Below are 15,257 nucleotides of genomic sequence, written 5' to 3'. Positions count from 1 at the left end.
CCTCTCCAGCTCCGAAAAGCTAGCATGGGTGTCCACTGAAACGAGGGAGGATCAAGGTGACGTAACCGTTGCTGTCATAGTTGAGGCTGTTGATCACCGACGGCTTCTGGAAGGCCGACGGCCAGACGCCGCCCGCCGCGGTGTCGAAGGCGACCGAACCGGTGGAGGCCAGCGGACGCGTGGCCAGGTGCATCTCGTTGCGGTGCGTGGTGAACTGGCCGTAGAGGCCGTCCAGCGTCAGCAGCAAGTTGTCGACCGGCTTCCACTGCACCGCGGTGGTGACGCCGAGGCGTTCCAGCTTTGCGTCCCACGAGGAGATACGGTTGCCGTCCGCAAAGTAGAGATCGCCCGACAGGAACTTGGTCTGCTGGGCGGCGCTCAGCTTCGAGATATCCAGACCCTTGTCCACCAGCGACTTCAGGGTCGAGGCGCTGGGGTGCGAGTAGTTGTAGGTGTTGTGGCCTTGCTCGGTGGTCTTGCGCTTTGAGTACGCGACCGAGGCCAGGACGCCGAACCGATCATCCCAGTTCTGGCTGAACAGCGCGGCGATCCGCGGCTGGGTGTCCTTGGTGTACTGATTGGTGCCGGCCTTCAGCGACAGCGCGCCCTTGGAGCCCGACTTGTAGTCGAACGGACGGCCCGTGAAGAGGCCGAGCGTGCCGGCCATACCGCCTTCTTTCTGGGCGGCTTCGAAGGTCTTCTCGACCTCGACCTTGGAGAACAGCTCGGAAGCGAAGATGTTGAAGTCGAAAGCGCGGTCGCGCGAGCGCTGGCCGCGGCTGTCCTGCGCCGAGTCGACGTTACCCAGCACTTCCATGCCGTTCAGCTGCACGCGGACGAAGTCGGGACCCAGGCCGCGCAGCGAAACGCGACGGCCTTCGCCGGCTTCGCGGTTGATCTGCACGCCGGGCAGGCGCTGCAGCGACTCCGCCAGGTTCAGTTCCGGGAACTTGGCCATGTCCTCGGCGACGATGGCGTCCTTCTGGATCACCGATTCGCGCTTGATGGCGCGAGCCTCGGCGAGCGACTTGCGATAGCCGGTCACGAGAACGGCATCGACGGTGTCGCTGGCGCCCGCGCTCTCCGCGGCCTGCCGCGCAAAAGCCGCGGTGGCGCTGGCGTTGGCCGCGAGCACGGCGACCGTGCACAGCAGACAGCTCTTCAAGTTCGGCCGCCAGGCCCGAACGGATTGCAACTTCAGCATGAGAATCCCCTGCCCCAAAACTGGTATGGACCAGCGGCTTTAAGCAGGCTGCCACGACACCTGCGTGACAGTGACGGGCCGTCAGTCAAAATTCCTTGCGCGAGCCCCTGACTCCGCTCTGGGCTTGGGATCATTTGCGCCCGGGACGGATCATTCTTCCAGCCATTCCTGAGAACGCGGTTAAAGGGCGCAGGCCGTGACGTCGCGATCTCGTCACGCGAATGACTTTTTGGACTATACCAATAATGGAGCCGTTGAGCCCGGATCCAGCGGCCTCGAGACCTCCTTCCAGCGCGCGCGCTTGTATTGCGGGGGCTTCCTGAGCATCTTCGCCGGGCTTTCGGGGGAACATCTCGCTTGACGACCAAGAGGCCCACCATTGACGACGTCGCCCGGCTTTCGGGCGTGGCGCGCGTGACGGTGTCTCGGGTGCTCAACGGCGGTCCGAACGTCCGGGACGAGGTTCGCGCGCGGGTTATGCGCGCGGTCGAGGCGCTGGACTATAAGGTCAATCCCCAGGCGCGCAGTCTCGCCGGGGGCGCCAGCCGGCTGCTCGCCTTCGTCTTCGCCTCGGATCCCGAGAACGAGCCCAACTCCTATTATGAGTCCGCGCTGGAGCTGGGGGCGCTGAGGGCCTGCCTGGCCCTGGGCTATCAGGTGCTGATCCAGAACGTTCCGCATCAGACGCCCGACCGGCAAAAGCGCGTGCTGGACCTGGTCACGACCCAGCGATGCGAGGGGCTGATCCTCTCCCCTCCCTACAGCGACGATGTCGCCTTGATCGATGCGGCGTTGGCGCAGGGTTGCAAGGTCGTGACCGTGTCGCCCGGCGGCCCCGGACGCGGCAAGGCCGACGCGGTTGGGGTCGACGACGAGGCCGGCGGCCACGATATCGCGCGCGAGCTGCTGCGCCTTGGCCACCGACGGTTCGGCTTCATCGCCGGGCTGGAGGGGCACCTATCCGCCGACCGACGGCTCAAGGGCTTCCAGCGCGCCCTCTCCGAACAGGGTCTTGGCCAGTCGGACTATGTGGTTTCGCGCGGGGACTTCACCTTTCGGTCGGGAGTCGACCTCGCCCCCGCCCTGCTGGATCACCCGTTGCGCCCGACCGCGATCGTTTGCGCCAATGACGACATGGCGGCCGGCGCTCTGTCCGCGGCCCACGCGCGCGGCCTGAACATTCCTCAGGACCTCTCCATCACCGGCTTCGACGATGCGCCCGTCGCCGCCATCGTTTGGCCGCCGCTGACCACCGTGCACCAACCGGTCAAGGTCTTGGGCCAACGGGCCGTCGAACTGATCGTCGCCCGACTGACGGGCGCAAATCCAGAGCCGCAGCCGGTGTTTCAGCAACTCGACCACGCCGTCGTCCCCCGTCAGACGACCGCCGCGGCCTAATCTCGCCACGTTTGCGCCTTGACAACGTTGTCGCCTTGGCGGCAATTGGAAGCGCTTCCATTGGAGCATTTCCACGGCCGGATTCGGCCGCATGACAAGCAAGAAGATGTGTCGCCTTTCCGCGGGCGAGTTCAGAGGGGAGAATTCATGCGAAACCGCACGACGAGCGGCGCGCGTCCGTCCACCCAGAAATTCTACGCTACGGCTTCGGTCGCAGCCATCACCCTGGCCCTCGCCGGGCCTGGTTTCGCGCAAACCACGCCAGCGCCCCAGGCCGAGGACGATACGGTCGAGGCGATCGTGGTCACCGGCATCCGCGCCGGCATCCAGAACTCGATCAACATCAAGAAGAACGAGACCTCGATCGTCGAGGCCGTCTCCGCCGAGGACATCGGCAAGCTGCCCGACGTCTCGATCGCCGAGTCGATCGCCCGCCTGCCCGGTCTCGCCGCCCAGCGCGTCAACGGCCGCGCCCAGGTGATCTCGATCCGGGGCCTGGCGCCCGACTTCACCACCACCCTATTGAACGGCCGCCAGCAGGCCAGCTCCGGCGACAACCGCGCCGTCGAGTTCGACCAGTATCCGTCCGAGCTGCTGTCCAGCGTCGTGATCTACAAGACGCCCGACGCCCAGGTGTCGGGCATGGGCCTTTCAGGCACCGCCGATCTTCGCACCGTGCGCCCGCTGGCGTTCGGCAAGCGCGCCCTGGCGGTGAACCTCCGCGGCGAGAAGACCTCGGGCAAGAAGCTGAACGACGACTCCCACAACACGGGCGGTCGATTCAGCGTTAGCTACATCAACCAGTTCGCCGACGACACGATCGGCGTGGCGCTGGGCTACGCCCACCTGGATTCGCCTTCGCAGGTGAAGCACTACAAGGCTTACGGCTACGAGGCGTTTAGTCCTGAATGGACGACGACGAACGCCTCGACCGCCGCCACAAAGGAAGAGCGCCTGATCCCGGATGGTTCGGATGGCGCGTTGATGCTGAACGGTCAGGAAGTCTTCGCCACTTCGCGCAACAACAAGCGCGACGCGGTGATCGGCATCTTCGAATGGGAGCCCAACGACCGCCTGCACACGACCGCCGACCTCTACTACTCGACGTTCAAGCAACATGAAGTCACGCGCGGCGCGCAATGGTTCTCGAACCCCGGCGCAGACGCGGGCGCGGCGTTTACGTCGATCAAGACCGAAGACCTGGGCGGCAGCAAATTCGCCCGCAGCGGCGTGTTCAACAACGGCGCCTTCCAGCTCCGCAACGACTACAACACCCGTCAGGACCAGCTGTTCTCGGGCGGCCTGAACACCGAGTATAAGATCAGCGACAAGACGCGCCTGACAGCGGATCTCTCCTATTCGTCCAACAAGCGAAAGGAACAGATCATGGAGACCTACGCGGGCTACGGCCTTGGCGTGGGAGGCGTAACGCCCGCGACTTCGAACGTTGGCCGAACCTTCGACAAGATCGGCTTCGTCGTGGCCGACGACGGCTTCTCGCAATATGACGAAGGTCTGAACTACGCCGACGCCAGCAAGGTCAGCCTGGGCGATCACGCCCCGTGGGGCGGCTGGGGGCATGACGGGGCGATCCGCTTTCCGCACGTGAAAGAAGACGTCACGGCGGTGGACGTACGCCTTGAGCACGACCTGGATGGCTTCATCACCAACGTCTCGGCCGGCGTGAACTACACCAAGCGCGACAAGGGCAAGACCGTCTCGGACAACGACCTTTTCCTGAAGAACGGGCGCCAGCAGGTGCTGGTTGACGCGGGCGACCTCGTCAGCCCGACGCAGCTAGGCTTCGCCGGCCTGGGTGGCGTGCTCAGCTTCAATGTCGGCGATACGTGGCGCAAGTACTACAACTGGTCGCCGATCCTCGATGCCAACTATTACGACAAGAATTGGGACATAACGGAGAAGGTCACAACCTTCTTTGCTCGCGCCAACTTCCAGGCTGGCGACCTGCGCGGCAATATCGGCCTTCAGGTCGTCAATCAGAAACAGTCTTCAACCGGTGTTCAAATCAATGACGGCGGCACGATTGATGACGTGAAGCAGCCCATCATTCCGACGCGGATCGAGGCCAAAGAGGACTATACTGACGTTCTACCCAGCTTGAACCTGGTCTATGATCTGGGTGGAGGTCATCGTTTGCGCGGCAGCCTGTCCAAAACCATGGCCAGACCGCGCATGGACGACTTACGGGCCAATGTGACGCCGTCCTTCAATGGGATGATCTGTAGCGCTCAGGGCAGCTGTAAGGACGGTCAAACCGTCAACCCCTGGTCTGCGTCCGGCGGCAACACTCATCTGAAGCCTTGGGAGGCGAAAGCCGCCGATCTGGCTTACGAATGGTATGTCAGCCCAACGACATACCTGTCCGTGGCTGCCTTCTATAAGAAACTGGACACCTACATCTATCAGCAGACCCTGCCCTTCGACTTCACCGGCATTCCTATTCCCGCGGGCCCGCTTCCGCCTGCGACCGTCATCATCAGCACCGCGGGTCAGATCACACTGCCTCAGAACGGTAACGGCGGTAACCTCAAGGGCCTTGAGTTCAGCGGCGCGCTGGACTTTGGTCAGGTCGCCGATCTCTTCAAAGGCTTCGGCGTTCAAGGCAGCCTGTCTCTGACCAAATCCGACCTGAACCCGACCAGCAACCCTTCTGCGCCCTCACGCATCCCGGGCCTATCGAAGACGGTCTACAACGTCACCGGCTACTACGAGCGCGGCGGCTTCCAGGCGCGCATCAGCCAGCGCTACCGATCGGCCTTCAAGGGCGAAGTTGTTCAGCTGTACGCCACTCGCGGCTTTACCGAGATCCTGGCCGATAAACAGGTCGACGCCCAGATCGGCTATACCTTCGAGGATGGTCCGCTGCGGAATCTCGGCGTCCTGCTGCAGGTCAACAACCTGACGGACTCGCCGTACCGCACGCGCGTTGGCCTCGATGACGGCGGTTCCAAGACCCAGAACGGCAGCTCGCTGCCTGAAACGTATGAAAAGTACGGCCGCCAGTTCCTGTTCGGCGTCAACTATCGGTTCTAGGCAGACGGTCGAGCCCCCTGCGCCCCCCTTGCGGGTGAGCTCGCCAGCAAGGAACCATCGGAGGCGGGGCCGCTCAGCCAGCGGCCCCGACCTTTGACCAAAACCGGGAGGCGAGTGGTTGCAACCGCTCAAGAAGATACTGATCGCCGGCGGCGGATCGGCCGGGTGGATGACCGCGGCGCTGTGCGCGCGCCTGTTCCAGGGCCTCTACGAGATCGTTCTGGTCGAGTCCGAGCAGATCGGCACGATCGGCGTCGGCGAAGCGACCATCCCCGCCATCAAGAAGTTTAACGAACTGCTCGGCCTCGACGAGGACGACTTCCTGCGCAAGACGCAAGGCTCCTTCAAGCTGGGCATCCAGTTCCGTAACTGGTGGCGGAAGGGCGAGAGCTACCTGCACGGCTTCGGCGTCATCGGCCAGGATCTCGGCTGGCTGCGCGCCCACCAGTACTGGCTGCGCATGCGCGAGCTTGGCCGCGCGCCGCCGTTCGACAATCTGGCGATCAACAACGCCATGGCCTTGAGCGACAAGTTCATGCGGGCGCGGGCCGACATGAGCGAGTCCCCGATCGGCCATATAGCCCACGCCTTTCATTTCGACGCCGGCCTCTACGCCAAGCACCTGTCGACCTACGCCCAAGCGCGCGGCGTCCGGCGGCGCGAAGGCAAGATCGTCGATGTCACGCTGCGCCCCGAGGACGGCTTCGTTCAGTCGGTCACGCTGGAAGACGGCGAGACGATCACGGCCGATCTCTTCGTGGATTGCTCGGGCTTCCGCGGCCTGATCATCGAACAGGCCCTGAAGACAGGCTACGAGGACTGGACCCAGTGGCTGCCCTGCGACCGGGCCATCGCCGTGCCGTCCGAGCGCTCGGAACACTTCACGCCCTATACGCGTTCGACGGCGCACGACGCCGGCTGGCAGTGGCGCATCCCGCTGCAGCACCGCACCGGCAACGGCCACGTCTACTGCAGCAAGTTCATCGACGACGACGAGGCCGAGCGCGTCCTGCTGTCCAACCTGGACGGCGCCCAGCGCGCCGAACCGCTGCGCATCCGCTTCACGACGGGCAAGCGCAAGAAGATCTGGAACAAGAACTGCGTGGCGGTGGGGCTGGCCGCCGGCTTCATGGAGCCGCTGGAGTCGACCAGCCTGCACCTGATCCAGTCCTCGGTGATCCGCATGGTGCGGCTGTTGCCCGACGCCGGCTTCGACCAGGCGACGATCGACGAATTCAATCGTCAGACCGACTTCGAATATGAGCGGGTCCGCGACTTCATCATCCTGCATTACAAGGCCACCGAGCGCGACGACACCGCCTTCTGGCGCCACTGCCGCGACATGGAGGTCCCGGCGACCCTGCAGCGGAAGATGGACCTGTTCCGCGCCAACGGGCGTGTGTTCCGCGAGGACGACGAGCTCTTCACCGAGGAAAGCTGGATCCAGGTGTTCCTGGGCCAGGGCGTGATCCCGAGCGGCTACGACCCGCTGGTCCGCGTCCACTCGGACGAGGCCATCGCCCAGTACCTGCACAACATCGAGACGGTGATCGGCAAGTGCCTCGCCGTCATGCCCAGCCACGCCGAGTTCGTGACCCGCACCTGCGAGGCGCCGCCCCCGGCCGCGCTGCAGGCGGCCACGCCGCTCGTTCCCACCCCCTGATGGCACGGAGTAACGCCATGACGACCGCCCAGCCTTCTTCCGCCCTGCGGATCCTGTGCCGGACTACCGCCGCCGTGGCGTTGCTTTCATTCGCGCCGCTGACGGGAGCCGTCGCCGAGGTCATGCCGACCAAGGACAGCGCCCCGCTGGCTCCCCGCGCCAACGACCCGGCATGGGCCAGGGCCGACGCCCTGGTCAAGCAGATGACCCTGGACGAGAAGATCACCTACCTGCATGGCCTCTTCCCGCCCAACACAAAGCCGGCGCCCGCCGACATGATCCCCTCGGCCGGCTACGTGCCGGGCGTGCCGCGCCTGAAAATCCCAACGCTACGCGAGAGCGACGCCAGTCTCGGCGTGGCCAACCAGGTCGAGCAGCGCAAGGGCGACGTCGCCACCGCCCTCCCCTCGGGTCTCGCGCTCGCCTCGACCTTTGAGCCGAAGCTCGCCTACGCCGGCGGCGCCATGATCGGCGCCGAGGCGCGGGCCAAGACCTTCAACGTCCTGCTGGCCGGGGGCGTCAACCTGACCCGCGACCCGTGGGCCGGCCGCAATTTCGAGTATCTCGGCGAGGATCCGCTGCTGGCGGGCGAAATGGTCGCCGAGCAGATCAAGGGCGTGCAGTCCAACCACATCGTCTCGACCATCAAGCACTTCGCCCTGAACGCCCAGGAGACGGGCCGTCACGTGATGGACGCCCAGATCGACGAGGCGGATCTGCGCGAGAGCGATCTCCTGGCCTTCCAGATCGCGATCGAGAAGAGCAATCCCGCCTCGGTGATGTGCGCCTACAACAAGGTCAACGGCGACTGGGCCTGCCAGAATGACTTCCTGCTGAACAAGGTGCTCAAGCGCGACTGGAACTATCCGGGCTTCGTGATGTCCGACTGGGGCGCGGTGCACAGCACGGTGAAGGCCGCCCTCGCCGGTCTCGACCAGCAGTCGGGCCAGGAGCTGGACACCCAGATCTTCTTCGGCGACGACCTGAAGGCCGCGGTGGCCAAGGGCGAGGTCAGTCAGGCCCGCGTCGATGACATGGTCCGCCGCATTCTGCATGGGGTGATCTCCTCGGGCCTGATGGATAATCCGACGCCGACCACGGCCCAGCCCATCGACTACGACGCCCACGCCAAGGTCGCCCAGACCGTGGCCGAACGCGGCTCGGTGCTGCTGAAGAACGACCGCAGCCTTCTGCCCCTCGCTAAGACGGCTAGGAAAATCGTGCTGATCGGCGCCCATGCCGATGTCGGCGTGCTGTCGGGCGGCGGCTCGTCCCAGGTCCGCTCGGTGGGCGGCGCGCCCGTCGAGATCCCGCTGAACGGCGGCGAGGCGGCTTCGTTCGTGCGGGTCACCTGGCACGCCTCCTCGCCGCTGGAGGCGATCAAGGCCGCCGCGCCGGGCGCGCAGGTGGTCTATGTGGACGGCAAGGACCCGGCCGCCGCAGCAGCTGCGGCAAAAGACGCCGACGTCGTCATTGTGTTCGCCTGGCACTGGCAGACCGAGGCCCAGGATGCGCCCTCGATCGCCCTGCCCGACAATCAGGACGCCTTGATCGACGCCGTCGCGGCGGCCAACAAGAACGCGATCGTCGTGCTGGAAACTGGCGGCCCAGTGCTGATGCCGTGGCTCGACCGCGTGGGCGCGGTGCTGCAGGCCTGGTATCCTGGCCAGCGCGGCGGCCAGGCCATCGCCCGCCTGCTGTTCGGAGAGGTCAATCCGTCGGGCCGCCTGGCCATGACCTTCCCGAAGACCGCCGACCAGGCGCCGCGCGCCAGTGCGCCCGGCTTAGCTGAACAGGCCGCGATCGACGACGCCCGCCGCGCCGGCCAGAACGTCCCTGGCATCAAGGGTTTTCCGGTGAAGTATGTCGAGGGCGCCGCCGTCGGCTATCGTTGGTACGCCCAGCAGAAACTGACGCCGCTCTACCCGTTCGGTTACGGCCTTTCCTACACCTCGTTCGCCTACAAGAACCTCAAGGTCGAGGACGCGGCGGGCCTGAAGGTCAGCTTCGACGTGACCAATACTGGCAAGGTCGCCGGCGCCGACACCCCGCAGCTCTACGTCACGACCGGCAAGCGCAAGGCCATGGTCCGCCTGGCGGGCTTCCAGAAGGTCGACCTCGCGCCCGGCGAGACCCGACGCGTCACCCTGACGGTCGAGCCGCGCATCCTGGCCGACTACGATGTCGTCAAGCCGGGCTGGTCGATCGCGGCGGGCAGCTATCCGCTCTATGTCGGCCACAACGCCGGCCAGCCCGTCCTTACGGGCAAGGCCAATCTGAAAGCCTGGTCGAGGAAGCCCTGATGCGCGCGCTCTGCACCGCCCTCGCGGCGCTCTCGGTAGCCTTCCCGGCCGCCGCAGCGCCCAAGCTTCAGGCCTGGGTGACGACCGGCGACAAGAGCCAGCTGCTGGCCGCCCAGCCGGCATCGGGCGCGGTCTCGGCGAAAGCCGTCGACGGCTTGCCGCTGATCGCCGTCGATCCCAAGGAGCGCCACCAGTCCATCGTCGGCTTTGGCGCCTCGATTACCGACGCCTCGGCCTGGCTGATCCAGAACAGGCTGTCCTCCGCTCAGCGCGACGCCCTGCTCCGTGAGCTGTTCGGCCGCGCCAATGGCGGGCTCGGCTTCAGCTTCACCCGCGTCACGATTGGCGCCTCGGACTTCTCGCTGGACCACTACAGCCTGGACGAGACGCCGAACGGCGCGCCCGACCCGGCGCTGGAGCGCTTTTCTCTGGAGCGGCCCGAGCAGTACGTGTTCCCGACCGTCCGCGCGGCGCTGAAGATCAATCCGGACCTCAAGGTCATGCACTCGCCCTGGAGCGCGCCGGCCTGGATGAAGACCACGGGCTCCCTGATCCAGGGCGAGCTGAAGCCCGAGGCCTATCCGGTCTATGCCGCCTTCTTCGCCCGCTACATCAAGGGCGCGGCCAAGCTGGGCGTGCCGACGGACTATCTGAGCATCCAGAACGAGCCGGATTTCGAACCGGACAGCTATCCCGGAATGCGCTGGAAGCCCGAGGGCCGCGCGCGTTTCTTCGGCGAGAACCTGGCGCCGGTGTTCCAGCGCGAGAAGATCGCCACCAAGGTCCTCGACTGGGACCACAACTGGGATCAGCCCGAGCAGCCGATGACCGTGCTGGCGGATCCCAAGGCCAACGCCTTCCTCGCGGGCGTGGCTTGGCACTGCTACGCCGGCGACGTCTCGGCCCAGGCGCCGGTGACGGCGGCGCATCCGGACAAGGAGATTTTCCTGACCGAATGCTCGGGCGGCGAATGGGCGCCAAAGTTCGACGACAGCTTCTCCTGGATGATGGAGAACCTGATCATCGGTTCGACGCGCGGCGGCTCGCGCGGCGTCCTGATGTGGAACCTGGCGCTGGACGAGAAGTTCGGCCCGCACAAGGGCGGCTGTAGCGACTGCCGTCCCGTGGTCACGATCGACAGCCAGACCGGCGCGATCACCCGGACGCAGGAATACTACGCGTTCGGCCACGCCAGCCGCTTCGTGAAGCCGGGCGCGGTTCGGATCGGCTCGCCGGCCAAGCTGGGCGACCTGCGCACCGTGGCCTTCCAGAACCGCGACGGCGGCCGGGTGCTGATCGTGTTGAACGTCGGGCGCGCGCCCGCCAGCTTCGCGATCAGCGACGGCGCCAAGCGGTTCAAGACGTCGTTGCCGGCCAGAGCGGCCGCCACCTTTACGTGGTGATCATCTGGGCAACGCGCTGCAGGAACAGGCCCGGCAAGAGTCCGCCGGCGCCTGTCAGCCGCCTTAGAGAGCGATAATCCCGCGGCGATGGGCGACCGTCACGGCCTGGGTGCGATCCGTGACGTCCAGCTTGCTGAAGATGCTGCGCATGTGGCCCTTCACCGTGTCTTCCGACAGCGACAAGGCGCGGGCGATTTCCTTGTTGGCGGCGCCCTGCGCGACGCGCCGAAGCACGTCGATTTCGCGATCGCTGAGGGGTTCGGCGATCGCGTTGACGGCGATGTCATGGGCCACCTCAGGGTGGAGGTAGCGCTGCCCGCCCAGCACGGCGCGGATGGTGTCGATAAGTTCTCTTCTGAGACTGCTTTTGAGCAGGTAGCCGCTGGCGCCGGCCCGGAGAGCGCTCAAGGCCCTCACGTCGCCGGCATAGGTCGTCAGGACGATGATCCGCGCATCCGGAGCGATCGCGCGGATCGCGCTGATCGCCTCGACGCCGTCGACGCCCGGCATCTGCAAGTCCATCAGCACCAGATCGGGACGCAAACGTTCGAATTGAGCGATCGCGTCCAGCCCGTCCGCGGCCTCGCCCACGACCCGGATGTCCGGCTCGGCCTCGAGCACGGCCGCAACGCCTTCGCGCAGGAGCGGATGATCATCGACGATCAGAATCGATACGGCGTCGCTCACTCCGCGCCCTCCCCGTGCTTCCCGCCGCGAGGTCCGACCAACCATCTCGGCCAGGCGATGCGCCGGCGAGCGTAGGCCACGGCGCCCGGAACAACTAGTTCCACGTCAGCGCCCTCGCCCGGACGGCTGTGGATAGTCAAGCTGGCGCGGATCTTACGCGCGCGCTCGCGCATGCCCGCCAGGCCAAAGTGCCCATCGCGGCCGCCGACCTCGAGAACCGCGGGCTCGATGCCCACGCCATTGTCGCGAACATTGATGCGCAGGCGCTTGCTCTCGTACGTCACAATCACCTCGATCAGCGAGGCGCGCGCGTGGCGGTGAGCGTTGAACAGCGCCTCGACGACGATGCGCTCCACCTCGTCGGCGACCAGCGGATGCAGGTCGATGGGGCGCCCGATCGCGGTCGTCACGACCTCGGCGGTGTGCTCCGAGCGCATCGACTCGGCGACGTCGCGCAGGGTCGTGATCAGATCCCCGCCGACCGAGACGCGCAGGCTGCGTACGCGATCGCGCGCTTCGACAACCACGGCCTCGGCGCGGTCCAGCGCGCGCTCCAACTGGTTGCGAGCGGGCAGGTCCGCCGGCACCTGGCGGGCGGCGGACTGGAAGGTCAGGATCAGGCCCTGGACCCCTTGTAGAAGCGTGTCGTGGAGCTCGCGCGCGATCCGTTCCCGCTCGGCGATGCGCTCGCGCAGGCTGGCCTGGAGGCGTTCGGCGAGCCGTCCCATCCGCCACTGGAAGGCCACGGCCAGCAACGCCAGGCCCAGAACGACACACAATAGCTGGAACAGCCGGCTTTGAACGAGGGTTGGAGGAAGATCGAGGGTCACGCTCGCCCCTTCCTCGTTCCAAACGCCATCGGCGTTCGCGGCGCGGACCCTGAACACATACTTGCCGGGCTTTAGGTTGGTATAGAACGCCTGCCGACGCCCGCCGGCCTCGACCCAATCGTCATCGACGCCCTCGAGCCGATAGCGGAAGCGCACTCGCTCCGGAGCGGCCAAGCTTAGACCGACATAGTCGATCTGGACCGAGCGCGCCCCTTTTGGCAGGTCGACGAGCGGTCCATCCGCTGCGCGCTGGCCGTTCACCAGGACGTTCTTGATCGAGACCGGCGGGGCGATTGTGTTGAATGGCAAGCGGGCCGGATCGAGCGAGGCGATCCCGGCCGTGGTCGCTATCCAGACGCGGCCGTCGCCGCCGATCGCCAGATCGGCCCGGTACTTGTATGAGGCCGGACCAGGCAGACCGTCCTTCAGATCATAGATCCGCGCCGGAAGGTCGACCTTGGGATCCTCGAAAGCCCGTTCGAGGTCGGCGTTCCGCATCCTGACGAGACCCGCCGCGCCCAGCAGCCATGTCTCCGTGGCCGTCTGCGCCAAGCCGTGACTTAGACCTATGAACGGAAAACGGTCGCGAGAGATGAACTGCGATCCCGTCTCGCGAAAGCGGGTTAGGCCGAAGTCGCTGCCGGAGATGACGCCGAGCGGACCATTCGCCATCGGCATGGTCCCGCCCCTTTGTCTACGCGGCAGGGTCTTGATCAGCTTCACCGTCGCGCCATCGATCAGCACGGCGTTGCGGCCCCCGTCGGCCACGATACGACCGCGAGAGTCCGCCGCCAGGGCCGTCACGGCCCGTCCCAGCGCCTCTGGCATCGCGTGCGTCCACGTCCGCCCGTCCCACTTCACCAGGCCGCCCCTGAAGCCCGCACCCCATAGATGGCCCTGCGCATCCATCGCGCAGGCCGTGACCTGCACATCCGGGAAGGGCGGATCGGGAATTCGGGTGACGCGATCGCCGTCGACTCTGAGCACTTCTGAGCCCAGGCCCATCCAGATGCCGCCGTCCGGCGCGTCGCACATGGCGGTGAATGGACCGAGGCTCCGGATCAGAGGCTTCAGCGGCTGACCAAGGTTGGCCTTGTACAAGGTCTCGGTGTCATAGACGTAGACGGCGCCCTGGGCGTCCGAGAACACGCCATAGCCGTAGGGCGAGCTGATCGGCACGACGGTCTCGGGCGCGATCGCCGCCGGGCGGAAACGATCCAGCCCCCGCACGGTCCCCACCCAGATGTTGCCTTCGCGATCCTCGAACGCCCGATAGGCCATTTCGGAGCTCAGACCTTGCCCCGCCGAAAAACGGTCGACGGCAGGCCTGGCGCTGTTGAGGCTCGCCGACGGGCGTATGCGCAAGACGCCGTCCGGATGGCGCGCGCCCCACAGGCTGTCGTCGCGATCGAAGAAGATCCGCGTCTGACGGCTGACGGTCGGTAGGGGGTAGATCACCTGCCCGGCGCCTGGACCTTGGATAATCCGCACGCCCCGGGCGTCGGCCGCCCAGATCGAGCCGCGCCGGTCTTCGGCCAGCGCGACCTCCTCGACAAAGCCAGACTGGATCGTGGTGAACCTGGGCTCTCCGGGACGCATGCGGGCCACGCGCCCTGAACCGGCGACCCACACCGCGCCGTCCCGAGCGATGAACACCCAATCGGCCTGGTCCGGCATATCGATCAGCGGGTCGAGGATCTCCCAGGTTCCGTTCGAAAACCGGACCACCTTGGCGTTCGGATTGGACGTGGTCGCCCAGATCGCGCCGTCCTGGCCCTCGGCAAGGGAGTGGACCACCGAGCGGAAGATCCTGGGATCGAAGACGAGCCTGATCTTGCCCTTCTCAAGAACAGCCAGGCCGCCTTCCTCGTAGCCGACCCATAGCGCGCCGTTCCGCGCGACCATCAGACGAACGACGCGGTCGTTGAGCGTGTACGTGTTCGGTCGGGGGGGCCTCACCGGCTCGAAGGTCCCGCCGTCGAAGCGATAAAGACCGAGAGGCGTGCCCAGCCAAAGATAGCCGTCGGGAGTTTGGGCGATGTCCTCGATCGGCGCCGGGGCGCCATCTTCGACTGTCCAGCGTGTGTGCTTGTACTGGGCGATCGCCCGCTGCGGATCCAGCGCCAGGACGGGAGACGCCAGCACCAGGGCGATCAGGAACGCCGCCCAGCCAATCCTCGCAGACCCGTTCGCCATGAGCGCCTTCATACGTCAGGCGCCAAGCGTAAGCGCCGACGCTCAAGCTGATCAATATCGACCGGGCTAGGCCTAGCCCACCCTTTCGGTGGGATGGGAGCTCGCAAGCGCCCGTTCTGGTGGAGATCCGCCGCCCATTCGTGTCGACGCTGGGTAGCCCGCCCGACATTTACGCTTCGGCCCCATCGCGGGACTCTTCGCCACGATAACGACCAATCCCGACAAGACCCGCGACGCGACAACGTGTCGTCTGAGCCTGATCGCGGCGGCTTTTCCATTCCGCTCTGAACCTTTTCTCGGGGGACATCACGATGACTGACCACGAACAAGACCCGGCCAGCGCGACGCGGCGACGTGTCCTGGCCGCCGCCGCGGGCGCGGCGGCGCTGGCGGCACTTCCCCCCTCCCTGGCGCTGGCCAAGCCCGCGTCCTCAACCCAAGGCAAAGGAAACCACGACATGAGCAGCGGCTACGTCACGACCCAGGACGGCGTGCAGATCTTCTACAAGGACTGGGGCC

General features: G+C 66.0%; 7 protein-coding genes and 2 pseudogenes. 6 read left to right on the top strand and 3 right to left on the bottom strand.

What is annotated here, in order from left to right; translation table 11 throughout:
• Positions 1-55: 55 nt before the first annotated feature.
• A pseudogene (locus AX690_RS21090) lies at positions 56-1,204 on the bottom strand (TonB-dependent receptor plug domain-containing protein); the annotation flags it as partial.
• Between the two features lie 357 nt (positions 1,205-1,561).
• Between AX690_RS21090 and AX690_RS21085 the strand changes: the two are divergent.
• The 5 genes from AX690_RS21085 to AX690_RS21065 all read left to right on the top strand — a co-directional run bounded on the left by AX690_RS21085 (position 1,562) and on the right by AX690_RS21065 (position 11,025).
• Positions 1,562-2,602, top strand: coding sequence for a LacI family DNA-binding transcriptional regulator (locus AX690_RS21085; protein ID WP_066685100.1), 1,041 nt, complete (start codon positions 1,562-1,564; stop codon positions 2,600-2,602).
• Between the two features lie 147 nt (positions 2,603-2,749).
• Positions 2,750-5,656 (top strand): TonB-dependent receptor, encoded by a 2,907-nt coding sequence (locus tag AX690_RS21080; RefSeq protein ID WP_066685097.1) that lies wholly within the window; start codon positions 2,750-2,752, stop codon positions 5,654-5,656.
• A gap of 118 nt (positions 5,657-5,774) precedes the next feature.
• On the top strand, positions 5,775-7,319 hold the full coding sequence (locus AX690_RS21075) for a tryptophan halogenase family protein (protein ID WP_066685091.1): 1,545 nt from the start codon (positions 5,775-5,777) through the stop codon (positions 7,317-7,319).
• 17 nt (positions 7,320-7,336) lie between these two features.
• The gene (locus AX690_RS21070; RefSeq protein WP_066685087.1) at positions 7,337-9,622 is read left to right on the top strand and encodes a beta-glucosidase; all 2,286 of its coding nucleotides are present in this window, start codon (positions 7,337-7,339) and stop codon (positions 9,620-9,622) included.
• On the top strand, positions 9,622-11,025 hold the full coding sequence (locus tag AX690_RS21065) for a glycoside hydrolase family 30 beta sandwich domain-containing protein (RefSeq protein WP_066685084.1): 1,404 nt from the start codon (positions 9,622-9,624) through the stop codon (positions 11,023-11,025). Before AX690_RS21070 ends, AX690_RS21065 begins: the two co-directional genes overlap by 1 nt.
• Before the next feature lie 63 nt (positions 11,026-11,088).
• Here the strand turns inward: AX690_RS21065 and AX690_RS21060 are convergent, their stop codons facing one another.
• Positions 11,089-11,712 carry a response regulator transcription factor gene (locus tag AX690_RS21060; RefSeq protein WP_082769798.1) on the bottom strand — a complete coding sequence of 208 codons (624 nt, stop codon included), beginning with the start codon at positions 11,710-11,712 and terminating at the stop codon, positions 11,089-11,091.
• A complete protein-coding gene (locus tag AX690_RS21055; protein ID WP_197426933.1) occupies positions 11,709-14,738 on the bottom strand; it encodes a two-component regulator propeller domain-containing protein in 3,030 nt (1,009 codons plus the stop codon). The genes AX690_RS21060 and AX690_RS21055 overlap by 4 nt, the downstream gene beginning before the upstream one ends.
• 311 nt (positions 14,739-15,049) lie before the next feature.
• Between AX690_RS21055 and AX690_RS21050 the strand changes: the two are divergent.
• A pseudogene (locus tag AX690_RS21050) lies at positions 15,050-15,257 on the top strand (alpha/beta hydrolase); the annotation flags it as partial.

This window comes from Caulobacter sp. CCH9-E1 (assembly GCF_001556515.1).
Taxonomy (GTDB): domain Bacteria; phylum Pseudomonadota; class Alphaproteobacteria; order Caulobacterales; family Caulobacteraceae; genus Caulobacter.
This window is presented reverse-complemented; position numbering and strand designations above follow the sequence as displayed.